Here is a 20,210-nt window from a genome sequence, read left to right as displayed (position 1 = left end):
ATGAGGCAATGCAATCTTTGGATGTTAAAATTCGGGGAGCCTGAATAAGGTTGAGGTCAACTGGCGTCAGTCCTCGCTAAAGGAAGTCTCGTCGGCGTCCAGGCGTTTTGCGCAGCCCCAGGAACTCAGCACGTCGTTCATCTCGTCCAGCACGAAGAACCGCGCGGCGTCGCGGTCGTAGCCTTCCTCCAGCAAGGTGTCATAATCGGTCAGCGCGTGCCGGACGTGGCTGGTAGTGGCCTGCCAAAGGGCAATGGCGGGTGGCAGGTGGCGCAGATGGCCGGCGAGGGCAACGCCGAGAATGGCTTCCGCATCGGCAAAGGGTACACGTGGCAGCAATGCCCGCAGCGCCTTGCGCATGTCTTTTTGCCGCTTGGTACCGCCGGTCATGAAAGTCTCCAGGGGGTTCGGTTCAGGAGACCAAACAGGTACTAGCTATCGCCACAAATGAGAAGCTGACCAAGGGCACTTTGCCGGTCAGGCGCGAATAAACTGAATGCTGCTGGCGGCAAGCGTTCCGGACAAGGGAAGGCCCGCGACCGTTCCGTTTTTCCCGGCACTGGCAAGAATGTCTTCGAAAGGCAAGGGCGCACTGAAATGGTACCCTTGGACCAGCCGGCAATGCATGGCTTCCAGCAGTTCCAGCTGGTGGCTTTCCTCGACACCTTCCACCACGCACAGCATCTTCATGGAGCGGCACAGGTTGACGATTGATGTCACGACGCCGCTTGCCATCGGGTCCTTGATACCGGCAACGAAACTGCGGTCGATCTTGACGCAATCAATGGGCAGCCGGTGCAGGTAGCCGAGGCTGGAATAGCCGGTACCAAAATCATCAAGCGCCAGTTTGACACCGGCACTGCGTAGCGATTGCAGGCAGGTTTCTGCTGCTTCATAGCTGCCGATCACGGAAGTCTCGGTGATTTCAAACGTAATCTGTCTCGGGTCTACGGCCGTCCGGCGAATGATGTCGAGCAGCGCATCCACGGTTGCCGCGGATGTGACGTCATGTGCGGAAAGGTTGAACGACAGGGTAAGAGATCCAGGTAGGATCTTGATCTGGTCGACGGCCTTTTCGAACAGGGACAAGGTCAGCCTGTGGATCAGGCCGGCCCGCTCTGCAATGGGAATGAACTTGTCGGGAGCAATTCTGCCAAGCTGCGGGCTGTCCCACCGCGCCAACGCCTCGAAGCCGACAACGAACCGTTCCGGCAACTGGATGACAGGCTGGAAATAGACTTGGAATTCGCTGGCAAGATCTGCGCTTTGAAGGGCGGACTCGATAGCCCGTTCCGAGCGGATGCGGGCTTCATGTTCGGCCGAATAGACGGTCGTCCGGCCGCGCACGCTGGTCTTTGAGTTGTAAAGGGCGTAGTCGGACCGGTCGAACAGGGCATGGGCAGACGTGCCGGCGTCTGGATAGAACGCAATGCCGCAGGACGCGCCGACAGAAACCTGCAGTTCACCGATCCGATAGGGGAGGCTGATCTGTTCGCAAATAGATTGCCCCGTCGAGGCAGCCTCGTAAATGTCTCCGAGATAAAGGAAACCGAACTCGTCGCCGCCGAGACGGCAGATCTCGACATTCGGCATTCCAAGGCTTTTCAGGCGCATGCCGACTTCCATCAGCAATTGGTCGCCCAACTGGTGGCCATAGGTGTCGTTGATGGGCTTGAACCGATCCAGGTCGACGACGCCGACCGCAAACTGCCGGTCCGTGCCTTCCACTTCGCTGATCAGGGCTTCAAGCCGATTGAAGAAATAGCGCCGGTTTGGCAGGTCGGTAAGCGCGTCGGTCTGGGCAAGCTTGGAGTTTTCTGCGTTGAGAAGCTCCGTTTCTTTCTGTTTGGCGGCCAGGTCAGACTGCGATTCAATCAGTTTGCAGAACCCCCGGTAGCCGTTCAGGAGAACCTGCAGGACAACCAGGCACACCAGGAAGATATTGAGCCCTATGGCAATGTAGACGTCCTGGTTCTGGCCGAGATAGTGCACCAGATAGGGGATCGTCACGATCACCATGACCATCAGGGCAGCCTGCGGCAGGTGCATCAGGCAGAAGATGCAACCGATGACGGTGATGGCGATGAAAAGCGCCACATGACCGCGCTCCGCTGGCCCGCCATAGCCGTCCAGGCTGAGCGACCAGGCAATGTAGATGACGGACACCAGACTGCCGAGAATGACCGTCTGCCGCATCTTGCTGATGGCTTCTTGCGGTGTAGGGTCGATTTGGCGGGCGCGTATCCAGGCCACCATACGGAACGTCGTGATCAGCAGGATCGGTGCGAGGATGCCGACTGTCAGATAGGTCGGCGCGATATCAAAATGGGTATAGGCAACGGCAATCGCATTGACCATCAGGAGGGCATAGAGCGACGGGATCTGGGTCTTGAGCTCGTTGTACTGAGCCTGTGCGATTTCCGGATGGCGTGGGTCGATCATCATCCATCTCAGGAAAGCCCGGATTTTTTCCATTGCGTCCTCCGTTGTCATTTTTCCTAATCGAAATAATCTAAAGAATTGTTATGAAGGCGACTTTCGTGACTTTGCGTCGCGTTCTGACTTTTGAAGTGTTAATGGCCGGTCAGAAATTCCAGCGTGTAAATTTCGCAGTATTTTGATGCGGAGTTCGCTCGATAAACAGGGTGTGCCAAACATATGATCGGCGTTGAGCATTGCTCTGCCGCAGACGTGTCACCCACCACTTGTGGCATGCGTCCGCCCGACATGGCAAATCAATGTGAACGTCGAGGCAGATTTGTCGTTGGGCTCGGCTCTGATCTCCTTCAATAAGGAAAGCAGACTATTTTTTTATCTCGAAAATACGCTATATAGGCAGGCATGGCAGATCGTACCCGAACCCGGCTTTTGAATGCGCTGAAATCCTCCGGCCCGCAGACTGCGGTGGATCTCGCGCGGGGACTGAAGGTGACGTCCGTAGCTGTTCGCCAGCATCTGGATGGCCTGCTGCAGGACAGGCTGGTGGATTTCGAGGATCTGAAAGGCTCCGTCGGCCGGCCCAAGCGGGTCTGGGACCTGACACCGGACGGACACAAGCAGTTTCCCGACAACCATTCCAATCTGGTGCTCGGTCTGATCACCGGCCTGAACGATATTTTCGGCGAGGAAGGTGTCGACAAGCTGATTGCCCATCGCGAAGCGCAAAGCCGCAAATCCTATTCGGAAGCGGTTGGCAAGGCGCCGGATTTGCGCGGTAAGCTGGAAGTGCTGGCGGACCTGCGCAACCGGGAAGGTTACATGGCCGATCTTGTCCCGGAAGGGACGGGTTATCTGCTCATCGAAAATCATTGTTCGATCTGCGCCGCGGCAACGGCCTGTCAGGGGTTCTGCCGGTCAGAGCTCAATCTTTTCAAGGATGTCCTTGGGCCTGGCGTCACGGTCGAACGCACCGAACATCAGCTCTCGGGCGGTCGTCGCTGTGTTTACAGGATTGAGCCCGCGGCCTGATCCCGCGCCGGTCTCAGTCGAGGAGTTTATTGCGTGTCAATCGCCAGGCCGCTGCTTGCACGGCTCATCGAACGGTATTTCCATCCGTTCGAGACCCATATCAAACCACTGGAATTGCCGATCACGCCGTTGCCGGACGAGGGGCCGCTGAAGCTGGTCTGGCATTTCGCCAAGATGTTCCGCTGGCAACTGGTGATCGTCTCCTGTCTGGCGATGATCTCTTCCGGTCTGGGCCTCGCCGGTATCTGGGCGATAGCCTTCGTCGTGGACGGGGTGACCGAGGCCGGTGCGCAGGCTTTTCTGAAAGACAACGTGGTCATTCTGTCCGGTTTCTTTCTCCTCTTCGTGATCATCGACCCGATCGCCTTTCTTCTGCGCCAGACCTTCGCCTTCCAGACCGTGCGCATTCTTCTGCCTGCGGCAATGCGCTGGCAGGCGCACAAGGCCGTGGAAGCCCAGGACCTCGCATTCTTCGAGGATACTTTCGCCGGTCAGGTCGCGTCCCGTATTGCCCAGGTCACCATGTCGGTTCACCGGCAGATGATGCTGTCTATCGAGACGGTGCCCTTCCTGATCATTCAATTCGGCGGATCGTTCCTGCTGCTTCTGGCAATGGCCTGGCCGCTGGCCATTCCGGTGCTTTTCTGGATCTGCGCGAATATCCTCGTCGCCTGGTTGGCTATCCCGGCCTATCTGCAGCGCTCCGCCAAGGTGGCGGCGGCAAACTCCAAGGCGACCGGGGCGATGACCGACGTTTATTCGAACATCGCCATGGTCAAATTGTTTGCCGCGGAGGATTCGGAAGCCGGTGCGATCCGCAAGGTCATCGGCGAGACGATCAATACAAGGCACAGCGAGAACCGGTCCTACATCCTGACCGACAGCGGCGTCTATTTTCTGAACGTGCTGCTGATCCTTGCCGTGGTCTCCATTGGCTTCTGGGGCATGATGGAAGGATGGGTTTCAATTGGTGACTTCGTCGCCGGGCTGACGGTGACACGATCATTGTCCCATGCCTCGTCCAGTTTCATCGGGATCGGACAGTCTATCACCAGTACGCTCGGCACGATCCGCGATGCCATGCCGATCATGACAAGCCGGCCGGCAATCGTCGACCGGCCTGATGCCTGCGAGCTCAAGGTCAGTGCCGGCGAGGTCCGTTTCGACAACGTCTCCTTTGCCTATCAGAGTGATCGCAAGCCTGTTCTCGACAAGTTCAACCTGACCATCAAGCCGGGAGAGCGGGTCGGCCTGGTCGGTCTGTCCGGTGCCGGCAAATCGACGGCGGTGTCTCTTCTGATGCGCCTGCGGGACGTCACCGAAGGCCGGATTGCAATTGACGGGCAGGATGTGCGCGAAGTCACCCAGGCATCGCTGCGCAGCCGGATCGGTGTTGTCACGCAGGACATTTCCCTCCTGAACCGGTCGATCCGGGATAACATCCGCTATGGCAGGCCGGACGCCTCCGACGACGAGGTCCGGGCGATCGCCCAGGCCGCCGAAGCGCTTGATTTCATCGAGGAGCAGAAGGACAGCAAGGGCCGGACGGGGCTTGATGCCCATGTGGGTGACCGGGGTGTCAAACTCTCCGGCGGTCAGCGTCAACGCATCACCATCGCCAGGGTGCTCCTGAAGGATGCGCCGATCCTGATCCTGGACGAGGCGACCTCTGCGCTCGATAGCGAGGCGGAACTTGTCATTCAGCAGAACCTTACCCGCATGATGGAAGGACGCACGACCCTTGCCGTTGCCCACCGTCTGTCGACCATTGCCGCCATGGACCGGCTTGTCGTGATGGACCAGGGCCGGATTGCCGAGGAGGGCACGCACCGGGAACTGCTTGCGTCCGGCGGTCTCTATGCCGCGCTTTGGGAACGTCAGTCGGGTGGGTTTCTCGCCCTGAACGCTGCCGAATAGGTTCAAACGGGCAATCTGCCGATCGAGTGGGCTGCCGCAGCGGAGTTCGCCTGTGGCAGGTCTCGTCGCCGGGATCACGACGACGCTGTGGGTACCGACAAAGTGCAATCAGGTCAGCTGTTTCGGGAAAATGTCAGCTTGTGTTGATTTTCCGAAATTCGGCTGACAATACTCCTCTCATGGACAAGAGAGACCGCGCCGTACTTTTTCGCGAACGCCTGTCGGATGCCTTGCGCAGCCGGGACATGAACCGATCGGATCTGGCACGCGGTGCCGGGCTAGACCGATCCACTGTGTCCCAGTTGCTGTCGGAAGATGCACCGCGCTTGCCCAACGGTCAGGCACTGGCTGCCATTGCGACCGCGCTCAGCGTTTCTTCAGACTGGTTGCTTGGCCTTTCCACGCACCGTGGAGCCGCGGCCGAGATCCTGGATCAGGCGGTTCAGGTGGCAGAAACCGAGCGGCACCCGGTCGATGAACATCTGCTTGCCTGGTATCGGGACGCGGTAGGTGCAAAAATCCGGCATGTTCCGGCCAACCTGCCCGATGTCCTCAAGACAGAGGCCGTTCTGGCTTTTGAATATTCCGGCGAGACGTTGCGCACCGCCGACCAGGCCATAACCGGCACCCGTGACCAGAGAGCACTCCTCAGCCGGGCGGAATCCGATATGGAAATTGCCCTGTCGAAAGAGGCTCTGGAAGGTTTTGCGCGCGGAGAAGGGTTATGGCAAGGGCTGCCGGCGGATCTGCGCCGGGAGCAGCTCGAGATCATGGGCCTCACCTTGAGCGAGCTTTACCCCTCGCTACGGCTGCATCTCTTCGGTGCCACGGACCGCTTCTCCGCACCTTTCACTGTCTTCGGCCAGAAATGGGCAGCACTTTACCTCGGCCAGCGCTATCTGGCCTTTTCCAACACGCGTCACGTCCAGTTGTTTGCCAGCCACTTTGACGATCTCGTCCGCCATGCGGTCATTCGCTCGCACGAAGCGGGGGATTTTGCAGTCCGGCTGGCGCGCCAGATCACCTGAGATTTGTTCGATTTATTGCCGCGGGCAACGGTTACCTTGCTGCCTTTGTGTTTTTGCAAGTTGCATTCGTGACACCTCCGTTTGTTCGGTCCGCCGCCGATACCCGCGCCATTCTATTTACTCTGAAACGTTCACTTTGAAGGAAGACGCACGGCAGCGTTTTTGGCAGGGCTCTCAACCGGTGAGATAATGGGGGCTAGGGACAATGCTCTTCAATACGGCTGGGTTTTAGATCAAGCCGCGATTGCGCAGGCTCCAAGTCACAGGCTCAATTTCAGGGAGGCTTGCCCGAGCCGTTCGTTCGTTGCTTTGGCTTTTGATGCCTCGCTGGACTTTGCCGATCGAAAACTCTCAGCTTACGTCTTGTGCCATTCAGTCGAGTTGTCTCGACTGCAAACATTCCAGATGCGTCTGAAACTGCGCTGAGCACATTTTCAGACAAACATCGTGGTTGGCAGGTCATCGTCTGAGGCCGTATCACTGATGAATTTTCAAGCCCGGACGATTTTGCCATTCAGTCAGATAAGTCTTTCAAAATTAATATCTTATCATAGCTTTTTGTGTGAAGAGAGGGAGTTGGAAAGACCGGCCGCACCGCATTCTGGTTGTGAATTACTTGACATCTGAAGACAAGTGTACACATATGTAAACGTATCGATACAGGCGTTGACGAGCAGGTTTCAAAATGGGCAAGAGTATTCCGATCAGTGTCAGGCTCAGCGATGAAGATGTCGAGTTTCTGGCAAATTATGAAGTCCAGGGCGCTCGAACGCCAAGCGACAAGATGCGAGAAATCTTGAGGTTGGCGCGAGAGCGCGAGGAAGGGACGCAGGACGTCGCAGCCTGCGAGGACCTGCTCCGCTCGATGATGCGTCCAGCGGAGCGAGGAGTGCGGCAACTGCAAAGAGAGACCGGAATGCGGTCCGATCTTGTCATCAAGCTGTATGAGCGTCTTCCCGAGATAGTTGCGCAACTGGTGGCAGCTGCACCTACTGCGGAAACGGGTGGGGACGAGCTCAAGCAGTTCGAAGCTATGCTGTCTGCTGAATTGTTCGCTCTTGTGGAGGAAATTTTTGATCTCGGGCTGACGACCCAGAGCCGGACATATGATCCGGACCTTATGGAACGGCGCCTGGGTCCGATCCTGGAAATTGCCAGCCTGCTGGATCAAAAGCGCAAGGCAGGTACCTGAAGGGGTGTCTTTCGCCCGTCACATGGCAAATTGAAAGATTTGAAATTGGAAGTATTCCGCTGAGGTGGCAGATTTTGAGTCCCCTCAATGTTGGAACCCCATTATTGATTTAATGACCAGCACAGAAAGGTTGGAAAAATGGCAGAGGGTCTTGTTGCACGTGTGAAGCGTCTCGTATCCGGCGGTGTCAATCAGCTGGTGGATTCCATCGAAAACGCCTCACCGGAAACAGTGATGGACGAGGCGATCCGCGAAGTCGACCGCGCCACGGATCAGGTGCGCGACGAGTTGGCTGGCGTACTCGCGAACAAACATCTGGCCAATACGCGATTGGGTGAGACAACGACACGTCACGAAGAACTTGGCGAACAGATTGCACTGGCAGTGAACCAAGGTAGGGACGACCTTGCCGAGGCCGCAATAGCGCGCCAGCTGGATCTGGAGGTTCAGGTTCCGGTACTCGAGGCCGCCGTTGCCGATGCCGGCCGTGAGGAGAAAGAGCTGGAAGGCTATATTAGTGCGCTCCAGGCCCGCAAGCGTGAGATGGAAGCTGAACTCGCCAATTTCCGCCGTGCGCAGAAGCAGTCCTCGGCTGACGGGGCCGCGGCTGGTCCAGCCGCGCGAAGTGACAGTGTGGAAGGCAAGACCCGCAAGGCGGAAGAGGCCTTTGACCGCGTTCTCAAGAGCACCACTGGCTTGCCTGGTGGTATCGCCACCCAAAAGGCTGATGCAACCAAGCTGGCGGAGCTGGAAGACCTGGCGCGCAAGAACCGGGTTGCCGAACGTCTTGCCGCCTTGAAGGCGGCTGCGAAAGACAGCTGAACATGTTCGATTTCATCTTAGCTCAGCAGAACACATCATTTGCGGTTTCTCTCGGTCTGATGCTCGCGATTGCGCTGGCCGAAGGAGTTGGAACCCTTCTGGGACTTGGCCTGTCGAGCATGATCGACAGCCTGCTGCCGGATTTCGATCTGCCGGATGTCGAAGTTCCAGATGCGGACGTCTCGGACTTTCACGCGGGCGGCGTCGGGAGCGCCCTTCCCAGCGAGCTCGAAGTGGTTGGCAGCTCAGCCAACCCGTCGGCGGTCGGGCACGGCGTGTTAGGTCAGATCCTCAGTTGGCTCTGCTTCGGCCGTGTTCCAGCCTTGGTTATCTTGGTGATATTCCTGACTGGTTTCGGCCTGACAGGCTATGTGTTGCAAAGCCTGGTTCATGGGCTCACTGGATGGTTGTTGCCCGGTGTAGTGGCCTCTGCCGGTGCTTTCGCAGGCGCCTTGCCTTTCACGCGGGTGACAGCGCTCGGGCTTTCGAAAATCATGCCCAAGGACGAAAGCGATGCCGTCTCGCTGAAGAGCTTCATCGGCAGACCTGCCCGTATCGTCCAGGGGATTGCCCGAACAGGGGTGCCTGCACAGGCTCGCCTGCAAGACCCTACCGGGCAAAGCCACTATTTGCTGGTGGAACCGGATGTCGAGGGAGAGGAGCTTGAATTGGGGGCGGACATCATCATTGTTCGCCAGTCCGGGGCTAGGTTTACCGCGATCAGGAACACCAGTGCGTCATTGACCGGCGCAGGCGGCTAAGCCTGCGCCCGTTTCGGAAATTTCATCAATTTATCAGAAGGGAGTAGTGGGTTATGGACCAGCTCGTTGGCATCCTCATTCTTGTCGGCGTAGGCTTTGTTGCCCTGCTTGCCATCGGTTTGATCATTTCGCGGCTCTATCGCCGCTCCTCAAAGGAAGTATCGTTCGTGCGGACCGGATTTGGCGGTCAGCGCGTTGTCATGAATGGCGGCACGCTCGTGCTTCCGGTGCTGCATGACATCATTCCGGTCAACATGAACACGCTGCGGCTGGAAGTCCGCCGTTCGAACGAGCAAGCCTTGATCACCAAGGATCGAATGCGTGTCGATGTTCTGGCTGAGTTTTATGTCCGTGTTCAGCCGACAATAGAATCCATTGCCAACGCTGCTCAGACGCTGGGTCAGCGCACCATGAAGCCGGAAGCCTTGCGCGAACTTGTGGAAGGCAAGTTCGTAGATGCTCTGCGTGCGGTTGCTGCGGAAATGGCCATGGAAGAACTGCACGAGCAGCGGGTGAATTTCGTCCAGAAGGTGCAGGCGGCCGTATCGGAAGACATCCTCAAAAACGGTCTGGAACTGGAATCCGTCTCGCTCACAGGTCTGGATCAGACCAATCGGGAGTATTTCAATCCGGAGAATGCCTTTGACGCCGAAGGTCTGACCAAGTTGACACAGGCGATCGAGGAACGCCGCAAGAAGCGCAACGACATTGAACAGGAGACTGAAGTCCAGATCCGGCGCAAGAACCTGGAAGCTCAGCAGGAAAGCCTGCAGATCAGCCGGGATGAAGAATTCGCCAAGCTTGAACAGCAGCGCGAGGTCGAGATCCGCCGCGCCGAACAGGCATCGCTGATTGCAAAACAGCAGGCTGAGCGGGAGCGTGAAGCGGAGGAAGCCAAGATCCTAGCCCGGCAGAAGGTCAAGGAAAAGGACATCGAATCCAACCAGGTGGTCACCGAGCGCCAGATCGCTATGGACCAGCAGGTTCGCGAACGTGAGATCACCAAGGAGCGCAGCGTCGAGGCGGCCAATGTCGAAAAGCAGAAGTTGATCGAACTGGCTCAACAGGATCGTGACATCGCTGTTGCCGCAAAGTCGCGTGAGAAATCGGAGGCTGAAGCCCAGGCCGATGAGGCACGCGCAATTGCCGCCCGTGCTTCCGAACAGGTTGCGACCGCCCGTGAAACGGAAATTGCCGAACGCGACAAGCAGATCGAGCTGATCGAGGCTCGCAAGGCCGCAGAAACGGACGCGGTTGCCATCACTGTGGGGGCGGAAGCCCAGAAGCATGCAGCCGCCGACCAGGCTGAAGCGGTACGGATCGCAGCCGAGGCGGAATCGGTGAAACTGCGCATCGAGGCTGAAGGCTCGGCCGCCGCGGACAAGCTCCGTGCCGATGCTCAGAAAGTGCTCTACGAAGTGGAAGCCGCCGGTAAACGGGCGATCAATGAGGCAGCGAACTTGCTGTCAACGGATCAGATCGCAATGCAGGTTCGCATCAGGCTTCTGGAGCAGCTGCCACAGATCATTGCTGAAAGTGTCCGGCCGCTGGAGCAGATCGACGGCATCAAGATCATTCAGGTTGACGGCTTGACCGGCGGTGCGGGTGGCACAGCAAACGGCGGCGGTGGCAATAGCGCCGGCGGCAACCTTGCCGACCAGATGGTGTCCTCGGCCCTGCGATACCGCTCTCAGGCTCCGCTTCTGGATGCCATGATGAAGGAAGTCGGTCTTGACGGTTCCGGTCTTGCCGGCCTGACAGCAGGCCTTGCCGACGCCCCGGCCGCCGAGGCCAAGGGGGACGATACGGAAACGCAGGCTCAGGCGGGAGAAACGACGGAAACCTCGAAAACGGAGGCTGTTGCACAGGAGACAACCCAGGAACAAGGCCAGAAACCAGCCCGGAAACCAGCAGAGACCGCACCGGCAGAGATCGATCCGAAGCCGCCTGCATCAACCAGTTGAATGGGCAACCTTGTCCAGATCCCGGAGCCCGTCGGTTCGGGGATCTGGACAGTCAGGCCGAACTCCGTAGAACCATGACGGAGATGCTTCCGAAACTTTGAGATCAAACCCTGGCTCTACTGGCCTCTGCACACGGCTTCCCGTGTGTGCAAAAAATCTATTTATTTACATGTTGCGTTCGCTTGAGCCGCGCTCGGGCCATTCAAGTTTCGGAACAAGGTTCCACAATCAGGCAGTCATACCTCGGCCTGCAGTAACGTTGATTGTGAACTACTGATGTGGGACCGACTTGGCCGCTTCAATCGACTTGACCGGATGAAAGCTTTCCGCTTCCGCCATTTCCCAATATGTGGAGTAGCCAGCGATGTTGTGCGACTGGTCCAGAAGGGCGCCCTTCTTCAGCCAGGAAAGTGCGACGCTGGCTGGCATGATTTCGCGCAGGCCCTCGTGCAGATAGAAGTGCTCCGGCTTGAACTCGCGCGGATGGCTCAGTCCTGCCGCGGCCGAGAAATCCCGCAGCGACTTGAGCGTGTTGCGATGGAAATTCTCGACACGCTTTGCCTTGTCCGGAACCACAAGCGCTTGCTGGCGCTTGGGGTCCTGCGTGGCTACACCGGTCGGGCAACGGTTGGTGTGGCAGCTCTGGGACTGGATGCAGCCGACCGCGAACATGAAGCCGCGGGCGGAGTTGACCCAGTCGGCCCCAAGCGCCAGGGCTCCGGCGATGTCAAACGCGCTGATCAGTTTGCCACTTGCTCCAATGCGGATGTCCTCGCGCAGGCCCGTGCCGACCAGGCAGTTGTGCACGAATGTGAGCCCCTGGCGCAGCGGCGTGCCGAGACGGTTGGCGAATTCGACCGGCGCGGCACCCGTTCCACCTTCTGCTCCATCGACCACGATGAAATCCGGTTTGATACCGGTTTTCAGCATGGCCTTGACGATGGCCATGAATTCCCAGCGATGACCTATGCACAGTTTGAAGCCGACAGGCTTGCCACCGGACAGGTCCCGCAATTGGGTGATGAAGTGCAGGAGTTCGATCGGGGTTGAAAAAGCGGAATGGGAAGCGGGGGAAATGCAGTCCTTGCCGACGGGGATCCCGCGCGCTTCAGCGATTTCTTCTGTTACCTTCGGGCCGGGAAGCACGCCGCCGTGACCTGGCTTCGCCCCCTGGCTCATCTTGATTTCGATCATCTTGATCTGCGGGTCGACGGCCTGCTTGGCAAATTTTTCGGCATCGAATGTGCCGTCACTCGCGCGGCAGCCGAAATAGCCGCTGCCAAGTTCCCACACCAGATCGCCGCCGCCCTGGCGGTGATAACGCGAAACGCTTCCTTCCCCCGTGTCGTGATAGAAGTCGCCGGCCTTGGCGCCCTTGTTCAGCGCCAGGATGGCGTTGCCGGACAGTGAGCCGAAGCTCATGGCGGAAATGTTGTAGAGGGAAGCGGAGTAGGGATGTTTGCAGTCCGGTCCGCCAATCGTCACGCGCATGTCTTCGTGGCTGTGCGGCTTGGGGCAGACCGAATGATTCACCCAGCCATAGGACGTGTCATAGACATCGAGTTCCGTTCCGAAGGGCAGAACATCCTCGATATCCTTTGCACGGTCGTAAACCATTGAGCGTCGCTCACGCGAGAACGGGCGGCCATCCTGGTTGCTTTCAAAGAAATACTGGCGCAGTTCAGGCCGGATTGCCTCGAACAGGAAGCGGAAATGACCGGCAACCGGATAGTTGCGCAGGACCGCATGACGCGTCTGGCGGATATCGTGATAGCCGATGGCCGACAGGGCTGCGAAAACCAGAAATGGCCAGACGAAGTAGCCGCTGAGGGCAAACGTCAGGACAAGCGCAACAAAGGCAAGGGCGATGCAAAGAATGAAAACGGTATAGCGGGCGGGAAACACGGACGGGTGACTCCTTTTCGGCGGGCTGTCTAGTTGTGTCAGGCCGCAGCGAAAAAGGGAAGGGCGATCAACACGGTCGATCGCCCTTGTCCGGATCCGGTTAGACCTCAGACCATGTGATGCACGTTCAACTTGTTGCCATCCAGATCACGAAAATAGGCGGCGTAAAATCCGTTTTCGGCACGTTGCCCGGGCTTGCCTTCATCTGCGGCACCCAACTCGATGGCTTTGCGGTAGACCGAGTCGACCTCCGCCCGGCTTCCGGCCGACAATGCAATCATGACACCATTGCCCACGGTCGCTGCTTTGCCGTCGAACGGAATGTGAATGGAAAAGGCAGCCGTGCCTGGTTGGCCGGCCCAGACGATGAAATCATCGAACTCCATCAGCCGCTGCGCGCCGAATTCCGCCAGCAGTGCATCGTAAAACGCCGCTGACCGTTTCAGGTCATTGGTTCCCAAGGATGTGTATCCGATCATGTGTTGCTCCTGAAATATGATTGGCAGTGCCGGCGTACTGGATCTAAAGATTTGCAAAATTGATCGGAATAGGCAGACTTAACTTTCTAATTTGCAAAATTGAAAGATCGTGATGGACTGGAACTATCTTCGAACGTTTCACGCGGTTGCCGAGACCAGAAGTCTTGCCAAGGCCGCGGAAAAGCTCGCGATCAGTCATGCCACGGCTTTCCGGCATATCCGCTCTCTGGAAGACCAGCTCGGCTCCAGACTGTTCGAAAAGGCAAAGGGCCGCTACAGACCAACCGAGGCAGGTACCGAAATCCTGGACCTCGCGCAGAGTGTTGCCGTTGCGATGGAGGACATCAACCGGCGGATTTCCGGGGCGGATCTGGCCTTGAAAGGGCGAATTCGGTTGACGGCACCCATAAGTTTCGCTGCCCATTTTCTTCCTGGTTATCTGAGAGACTTCAAAGCCCGGTTTCCCGACATCACGGTTGAGCTCTTGACCTCCAACGAGGAGATCAACATGTCCAGCAGGGCCGCTGAAATTGCCCTGCGTGTCACATCAGCTCCACCCGAACACCTGATTGGACGCAAGGTCGCCGATATTCCCTGGGCGTATTTCGGATGTGAGTCCTATCTGGACCGCAAGGGTATCCCGATGACTGCTGCTGATCTGGCAGCCCATGATCTGATTGGCGCAACCGGGGTGCTGTCGCAACGGCCGGGTTTTGTGCAGATGGACAGATCACTCCGCGACAGGATTGTGATCCGAAGCGATGATCTCATGACCATGGCCGCGCTGGCACGCAAGGGGCTGGGGGTGTGCCTCGTGCCGCTGGATGTCGGACGGGACGGTCTGCAACAACTACCCGTCGTCACGCAGTTGCCTGCCAACGAACTTTGGGTGTTGACCCATTCTGACCTCCGGGCAGTTGAACGGGTGGCCTGCATGACGCGGTTTCTTGCAAAGGCCTTCCAGGGCGAAACGGCATTTAGAGGTGCGTAATCCGGTCTTTCAATTGAAGACCCGACCAAGCCGGCAATGTCAGTTTCTGTCAGCGCCGATCATCGTGAGCAACCGCTCCGCCGTGCCCTGTGCGCCCGGTTCGCTCGCCATGATGTCTGCCGCCCGTTTAGCCCCGACGCGGTAGACCGGGTCTTCGAGGTGCATCAACGCCCGGGCAAGCTTCGAAGGTGTGAGGGATTTCTGCCTGACCGGTGCCGGTCCGGCTCCAATCCTGTGAACCTGGCGGCCCCAGAAGGGCTGATCACCGAAAACCGGGCACACAAGCGATGGTTTGCCCCAGCGCAGGGCTTCGTGTGTGGTGCCGGCACCGCCATGGTGGACAACGGCCGCACAGCGCGGGAAGAGCCAGCTGTGAGGTGCTTTTTCCAGGAGAAAAACGCGGCCCGTAAGTGTACGCGGCAGGGTCTCTTTCGACAATCCACCCCAGCCCGTTGCCAGAACAGCGCGTTGACCGGTTTGTTCCAGCGCCGAAAGCACGGTTTCCGTCAGTTGCCCGGGGTTCCTGCTGGGCATGGAACCGAACCCGAGATAGACCGGAGCCGGCCCGTCTTCCAGAAATGCGGCCAGGTCGCCTGGCGGGATGTAGTTCGGATCGGGTTCAGTCAGCCAATAGCCGCACGCCCAGTTGTTTGCCGGCCAGTCCTGCGGCGTCGGCACCAGGGCGCGAGAGAAAGCCTGGAGAGACAGAGGCATTTCGCCTCCAGGCATATGGCCGTCCATCAGATCGCACGAATGAACAGAAGCATCTGTCGTCCCGGCTTCCGCCCGAACGGCCTTTTCAAGAGGTGAGATCCCCAGTCGCATCAGGAAGCGACCCGCTCCATAGCTTTGTCGGTTCAAGAAAGAACCGAGATCGGGCAGCCCGAAAAGGGGGAGTGGAAAGGAGCCCGTCGCCGCGGTAACCGGCTGCAATGCTGTCGGCAGGGCGGGTACGTCGAGATGGCGCGCCACCAGCGTCAGCACCGATGCCTTGAGGTTGAACAGAATGAGGTCCGGCTTTTCCTCCATGCCGATCTGCCAAAGGCGGCGGGCGACCTCCTTTTGCAGTTCAATGCTCTTGCGGGCAGACTGAATTTTGCCTTTCAGCGTGAAAAGCGCAGCTTGAATGTCCTCATTCTGCAGAAGGGCCTGATAGTCGAGCGGAGCCGGTCTGGGCCGGGCACCTGCACCGGTGATCATGTTGTCGAAGCCCTCGCCAGTTGCAACCGCGACATCAGCCCCCAGCTTTGTCAGGTCGTGCGCCAGGGCGACATAAGGCTGAACGTCTCCGCGCGTGCCGAGGGAGGCGATCAGGATTTTTTTTCGGGAAGTTGGCATGGAGGCCTCGGGTAAGGTCGTCTGGCAGGTCGTCGGTAGGCCACTCTCAGATGGCGGCCCATGGCGGCAATTGCAACCGCAACGTGGATCGCCTAAGCCAGTGCAAAGCCGCAATCGGGGCTGTGGAGAAAATCATGCAAACCAGATTCGCACTCAGCACTCGTGGGCAGGGTCTTTACGAATTCACCGGTTCGGTGGTGGAATGGCTCGCCGAAACGGGGGCTGAAGACGGCCTTCTCACCTTGTTCGTCCGTCACACGTCCTGCTCGTTGCTGATACAGGAAAATGCGGATCCGGATGTGCAGCGTGACCTGAAAGCCTTTTTTGAACGTCTGGTTCCACCCGCAGATCATCCGTCCATGGATTATCTGGTCCATACGCTGGAAGGACCGGACGATATGCCCGCCCATATCAAGGCGGCGGTCATGCCGGTTTCGCTCTCCATTCCCGTCTCCGCAGGACGCATGGCGCTTGGAACCTGGCAGGGAATTTATCTATTCGAACACAGGACCCGGTCACATCAGCGCCAGGTCGCTGCGCATTTCCTGTCCGACAGCTAGAACCAGGTTTCTCCCGCCCAATTGACGCCTGCAATTGAGAAAAAAGGTACTTTCGGAAAATATGTGACGACTATCACACTCTCAAATTTCGGCTCCACTAGAGTGGTGCATGTTCCCGAAATCCGTCTTCGGAAACCGGAACTCGGTTGAAATTCAGGGAGATAGTGAGATGCGCTTCATCATTGTCCTTGCCACGCTGTTTCTGGCAGGTCCCGTTCTGGCGGACAACGATCCGAACCGACCGACGGACAGGATCGCGGCCGACCTTGGCATTCAGGAAGCGGTCTTCATCGAATGTTTCAAGCCGGTGACCCCGGAACCGGGCAAATATCCAACGGGTGCGCAGCAGCGAGCCAACAAGGCGCTTCTGTTGCCTTGCCTGCAAAGAGCCAACGCCGCCATCACCAACGACCGTCTGGACGCGGTCATGGACAAGTACCGGCCTGAAGGGGCATTCCGGAAAGAAGACTGTTCGCGCAAGGCTGCGAACCGGCCTGTCATGCGGCGTTGTGTGTTCCTGAAGGTCGAATGACGCCTACTTCCGAAGTGCCGGCAGACCGACCCCTGTGCTTTCAAAGCCGCCATCGGAGGCGATCACCTGGCCGGTGACGTAGCTCGCCTGATCCGAACACAGGAAGGCAATCACTTCGCCTATTTCTGTTTCCGAGCCGTAGCGGTTGAGCGGAATGGCGTCGTGATAGGCGTCGATGATGTCCTGGCTGTGCACCGCCATTGCCAGCTTTGTGCGCACCGGCCCGGGGCAGACGCAATTGGCACGAATACCGTATTCGCCAAGTTCGGCCGCCTGCTGCCTGGTGAGCTGGATGACAGCGGCTTTGGAGGTGCCATAGGCAACCCGCAGCGTTGATGCGCGCAGACCGGAGATCGACGCGATGTTGACGATGGCGCCGCGGGTTTCCTTCAGGGCCGGAATGACCGACTGGGAGACCAGGAACACGCCGTCCAGGTTGGTCTCCATGACACGCCGCCACATGGCAAAGCTTGTCTCTTCGATCGGGCCGAATTCGGCAACACCGGCGTTGTTCACCACGGCGTCAAGCCGGCCGAACTTTTGCAAGATGGCAGGGATCGTCGCGTCGACCTGCTCGGTGATTGAGACATCACAAATGAAGGGAACTGCACCTTCCAGGCCTATGGACGCGATCGCAAGTTCATCTACATCCCGGTCCAGCATTGCAACCTGCCAGCCACGGTCGAGCATCAGCTTTGCCGTCGCAAGGCCGATGCCCCGGGCAGCACCGGTGATGAGGATGGTTTTCTGGGTCATGGGGGGAGATCCGTTCAGGGCAGGGTATGGGGACGCTGGGTCTTTTGAAAAGGTCAGCGCATGGAAATACAGACGCGAATGGAACCGGCATTGTCCGGCAGCGCGACATCCTTGTCATTGATGCGGAAGGCATAGACACCGGCCGGATCGCGCGAGTTGACGGCGAGTGCGGCAAACTCCGCGAACGGAACAATGCGGCCTGCCTGATCTCGGACAAGCATCTCGCCGAAAGCGTAGGATTGGTCAAACTTGTAGCCGTAGAGCGGGCCCAGCCGGCGGGCGTCTTCGCCCGTGTAGCCACGCGGGCCGACGGCCCTGTACATGCCGGCAATCACACTCCAGCCGCCAGAATACTGCACGCCCGTGATCTTGCCTTCAGGGAGGGACAGCTGCTGCCAGCCGTGTTTTGCCTGGACGTCGATGCAATGATCAGCTGCCAGTGCCGCGGATGAAAAGAAGACAGGCAGAAACAGGCAGATGCGAAGAAAGGTCATGGTCTGATCCGAAGTGAACTCACTCCACAAAATAGCAGCCCCGCGTGCGGGTCAAGCTGTGCCGAGTGCGGGCAGGTACGCGAACCGACACCCTTGCCCATACCCAGGCATTGAACACCGGCACTCAAAACGAAAGCCGACATTCCTCCGCTGATTGATCGAGGTCCGGTGAGCGGGATTTTTCAGACCTTTGACCGAATGGCAATCACGGCCCGGAGCGGTCGTTCACTCGCCGAGCCGTTGCTGCGGTACGGTCCGCCGATTCCGCCATTCATTGCCTCTGCGAAGACGGGTGGCCGCCAGATGCCGGCAATGCGGGACAAAGCTGACTTTCGAAGACATGATCGATATAGGTAACTGAGCCTTCTAACCTCTGGGAGGATCAGATGGACTACTATGACGTCGTTGTCATTGGTGCGGGTTGGGCTGGTCTCAGTGTCAGTTACGAGCTCATGCGCGCCGGAATAAGCCACATCGTGATCGAGCGAGGCAGCATTGGAGAGACGTGGCGGACTCAAAGATGGGAGTCCTTTCACATGAACACGCCAAATGTCCTAACCGTTTTGCCTGGAGATCAGTATCAAGGGTCAAACCCTGAAGGGTTCATGAGTTGTCAGGCGTTCATTGAGATGCTCGAATCCTATGCAGACCGATGGCGCCTCCCGTTGACGGGCCAGACCGAAGTCGAGGACGTTCGCCGTGTCGGCGATAGGTTTCAAGTGAAATCGACGTCCGGCACAGTCACAGCCGACAAGGTCGTGATTGCAACCGGAAACCTGAATGTCCCGCGCATTCCTCAGATTGCATCGAAGCTCCCAAGTTCTATCCATCAGATACATGGCATCGAGTACACGAGGGCCAACGCACTGCCGGAAGGGGCCGTTGTGGTTGTCGGCTGCGGGGACACAGGCGGCCAGATCGCCGAGGAACTGATGGAGGAGGGTCGGCGGATATACCTCTCAACTGGCCGCAATGGCAGGGTTCCGCGCCGATATCGGGGCAGGGACTTCTTCATTTGGATGTCCGAAAGCAAGCTTAATCAGAATCCCCGCCCGCCTGGTAATGCCGGCCGTGCGTTGATTGGACGAAAGCGAACTATCAGCCTTCAGTCGCTGAGCGCGAAAGGCGTGACGGTTGCGGGCCGTGTTCGAGACGCGACGGCTTCGGGCACACTACTGTTCGATGATACTTTGGCCGATTCAGCTAGCTATGCGGACGAGACTTCGGCTGGAGTTAAGGAAAGGATCGACGCCTACATCGAACGTGAGGGAATCGATGCGCTCCCTGCGGATGACGATCCGGAGGAAACCGTGTCGCCGAACTTCCCCGCTCCACCTCTTCTCGAGCTTGATCTCGTCTCAAATGAGGTGAAAAGCGTGATCTGGGCGACCGGTCTAAGCGGCAATTTCGAGTGGCTAAACGTTCCAGGGACGGTTGATGCACATGGAAAGCCAATCCATGACAAGTCGGTATCGGCACCCGGCGTCTACTTCGTCGGCCTCGACAGCAAGGAATCGCAACGCTCAGGGACTGTTTTGGGCGCATCCTTTGAGGCAGCACGCGTCGTTGCACACATAGAGCTTCAACGCGCCTGAACCGACGAGACGCTCGGGCATCCACCAATTCTACATCGACGTCGCCGGTCCGCTTCGGGCTCAAACCGTGCTTTCGCTGCCATTGCAACGAACGGCAGCAACTGAGTCATTAGAACGTTTTACACTGTACATTATACGAACCCGGCCAGGCGGAGCAGTCCAAGAGCCCGCCGCAGCCGGTTCCTCCAAGCGAACTCTCGAGTTTCTTCGCGGGACCGGCGGCGATGCGGACAAGGCTGACTTTCAAATCAATTCCGCATGACGTAACGTCAATCTACTGGCCGGTGGAGCACGAACAGAAGTTGACCGGGTCTGTGCCCGTTGAGCCCAGAGAGCTCATTCAACTCACAATTTTGCTAGATGAGCCAGTGGGCAACAAAACGGTGGAGAGGAAACCAGGACCAGCGC

At 58.2% G+C, this 20,210-nt stretch carries 18 protein-coding genes; 11 read left to right on the top strand and 7 right to left on the bottom strand.

Features of this window, described 5'->3' with window-relative positions; genetic code table 11:
- Window positions 1-66 precede the first annotated feature (66 nt).
- The gene (locus ACYQ54_RS11880) at window positions 67-390 is read right to left on the bottom strand and encodes a DUF2293 domain-containing protein (RefSeq protein WP_460082448.1); all 324 of its coding nucleotides are present in this window, start codon (window positions 388-390) and stop codon (window positions 67-69) included.
- An 87-nt stretch (window positions 391-477) separates the two neighbouring features.
- The gene (locus ACYQ54_RS11875) at window positions 478-2,475 is read right to left on the bottom strand and encodes a putative bifunctional diguanylate cyclase/phosphodiesterase (RefSeq protein ID WP_460082446.1); all 1,998 of its coding nucleotides are present in this window, start codon (window positions 2,473-2,475) and stop codon (window positions 478-480) included.
- Between the two features lie 366 nt (window positions 2,476-2,841).
- On the opposite strand from ACYQ54_RS11875, the gene ACYQ54_RS11870 reads away from it, so the two are divergent.
- From ACYQ54_RS11870 to ACYQ54_RS11840, 7 genes are all read left to right on the top strand, one after another.
- Entirely contained in the window at window positions 2,842-3,468 is a 627-nt protein-coding gene (locus ACYQ54_RS11870; RefSeq protein WP_460082444.1) for a helix-turn-helix transcriptional regulator, read from the top strand.
- A gap of 33 nt (window positions 3,469-3,501) precedes the next feature.
- Entirely contained in the window at window positions 3,502-5,385 is a 1,884-nt protein-coding gene (locus ACYQ54_RS11865) for an ABC transporter ATP-binding protein (protein WP_460082442.1), read from the top strand.
- 179 nt (window positions 5,386-5,564) lie between these two features.
- Window positions 5,565-6,413: a helix-turn-helix domain-containing protein gene (locus tag ACYQ54_RS11860; RefSeq protein WP_460082440.1), complete on the top strand. Its 849-nt coding sequence runs from the start codon at window positions 5,565-5,567 to the stop codon at window positions 6,411-6,413.
- Window positions 6,414-7,098: 685 nt separating this feature from the next.
- Window positions 7,099-7,605 carry a hypothetical protein gene (locus ACYQ54_RS11855; RefSeq protein WP_460082437.1) on the top strand — a complete coding sequence of 169 codons (507 nt, stop codon included), beginning with the start codon at window positions 7,099-7,101 and terminating at the stop codon, window positions 7,603-7,605.
- Window positions 7,606-7,743: 138 nt separating this feature from the next.
- Window positions 7,744-8,427, top strand: a complete 684-nt coding sequence (locus ACYQ54_RS11850) for a PspA/IM30 family protein (protein WP_460082435.1) — start codon at window positions 7,744-7,746, stop codon at window positions 8,425-8,427.
- 2 nt (window positions 8,428-8,429) lie between these two features.
- Window positions 8,430-9,188, top strand: coding sequence for a YqiJ family protein (locus ACYQ54_RS11845; protein WP_460082433.1), 759 nt, complete (start codon window positions 8,430-8,432; stop codon window positions 9,186-9,188).
- 53 nt (window positions 9,189-9,241) lie between these two features.
- Entirely contained in the window at window positions 9,242-11,152 is a 1,911-nt protein-coding gene (locus ACYQ54_RS11840) for a flotillin family protein (RefSeq protein ID WP_460082431.1), read from the top strand.
- Between the two features lie 270 nt (window positions 11,153-11,422).
- Here the strand turns inward: ACYQ54_RS11840 and ACYQ54_RS11835 are convergent, their stop codons facing one another.
- Both ACYQ54_RS11835 and ACYQ54_RS11830 read right to left on the bottom strand, forming a co-directional pair.
- Window positions 11,423-13,057: an FMN-binding glutamate synthase family protein gene (locus tag ACYQ54_RS11835; protein WP_460082428.1), complete on the bottom strand. Its 1,635-nt coding sequence runs from the start codon at window positions 13,055-13,057 to the stop codon at window positions 11,423-11,425.
- A gap of 107 nt (window positions 13,058-13,164) precedes the next feature.
- Window positions 13,165-13,536, bottom strand: a complete 372-nt coding sequence (locus ACYQ54_RS11830; RefSeq protein ID WP_460082426.1) for a VOC family protein — start codon at window positions 13,534-13,536, stop codon at window positions 13,165-13,167.
- Window positions 13,537-13,648: 112 nt separating this feature from the next.
- Between ACYQ54_RS11830 and ACYQ54_RS11825 the strand changes: the two genes are divergently transcribed.
- The gene (locus ACYQ54_RS11825; protein WP_460082423.1) at window positions 13,649-14,527 is read left to right on the top strand and encodes a LysR family transcriptional regulator; all 879 of its coding nucleotides are present in this window, start codon (window positions 13,649-13,651) and stop codon (window positions 14,525-14,527) included.
- A gap of 39 nt (window positions 14,528-14,566) precedes the next feature.
- On the opposite strand, the gene ACYQ54_RS11820 is transcribed toward ACYQ54_RS11825, so the two are convergent.
- A complete protein-coding gene (locus ACYQ54_RS11820; protein ID WP_460082422.1) occupies window positions 14,567-15,865 on the bottom strand; it encodes a glycosyltransferase in 1,299 nt (432 codons plus the stop codon).
- A 131-nt stretch (window positions 15,866-15,996) separates the two neighbouring features.
- Between ACYQ54_RS11820 and ACYQ54_RS11815 the strand changes: the two genes are divergently transcribed.
- Window positions 15,997-16,425: a secondary thiamine-phosphate synthase enzyme YjbQ gene (locus ACYQ54_RS11815; protein ID WP_460084768.1), complete on the top strand. Its 429-nt coding sequence runs from the start codon at window positions 15,997-15,999 to the stop codon at window positions 16,423-16,425.
- Window positions 16,426-16,594: 169 nt separating this feature from the next.
- The gene (locus ACYQ54_RS11810) at window positions 16,595-16,957 is read left to right on the top strand and encodes a hypothetical protein (protein WP_460082419.1); all 363 of its coding nucleotides are present in this window, start codon (window positions 16,595-16,597) and stop codon (window positions 16,955-16,957) included.
- Window positions 16,958-16,960: 3 nt separating this feature from the next.
- On the opposite strand, the gene ACYQ54_RS11805 is transcribed toward ACYQ54_RS11810, so the two are convergent.
- Together ACYQ54_RS11805 and ACYQ54_RS11800 are read right to left on the bottom strand one after the other, a co-directional pair.
- Entirely contained in the window at window positions 16,961-17,713 is a 753-nt protein-coding gene (locus tag ACYQ54_RS11805) for an SDR family NAD(P)-dependent oxidoreductase (protein WP_460082417.1), read from the bottom strand.
- Between the two features lie 53 nt (window positions 17,714-17,766).
- Window positions 17,767-18,207, bottom strand: coding sequence for a hypothetical protein (locus tag ACYQ54_RS11800; protein WP_460082415.1), 441 nt, complete (start codon window positions 18,205-18,207; stop codon window positions 17,767-17,769).
- Between the two features lie 386 nt (window positions 18,208-18,593).
- Here ACYQ54_RS11800 and ACYQ54_RS11795 point away from each other — a divergent pair, with 386 nt between their 5' ends.
- Window positions 18,594-19,802: a flavin-containing monooxygenase gene (locus ACYQ54_RS11795; RefSeq protein WP_460082412.1), complete on the top strand. Its 1,209-nt coding sequence runs from the start codon at window positions 18,594-18,596 to the stop codon at window positions 19,800-19,802.
- Window positions 19,803-20,210: the final 408 nt, after the last annotated feature.

This window comes from Roseibium sp. LAB1 (genome assembly GCF_054658235.1).
This window is presented reverse-complemented; position numbering and strand designations above follow the sequence as displayed.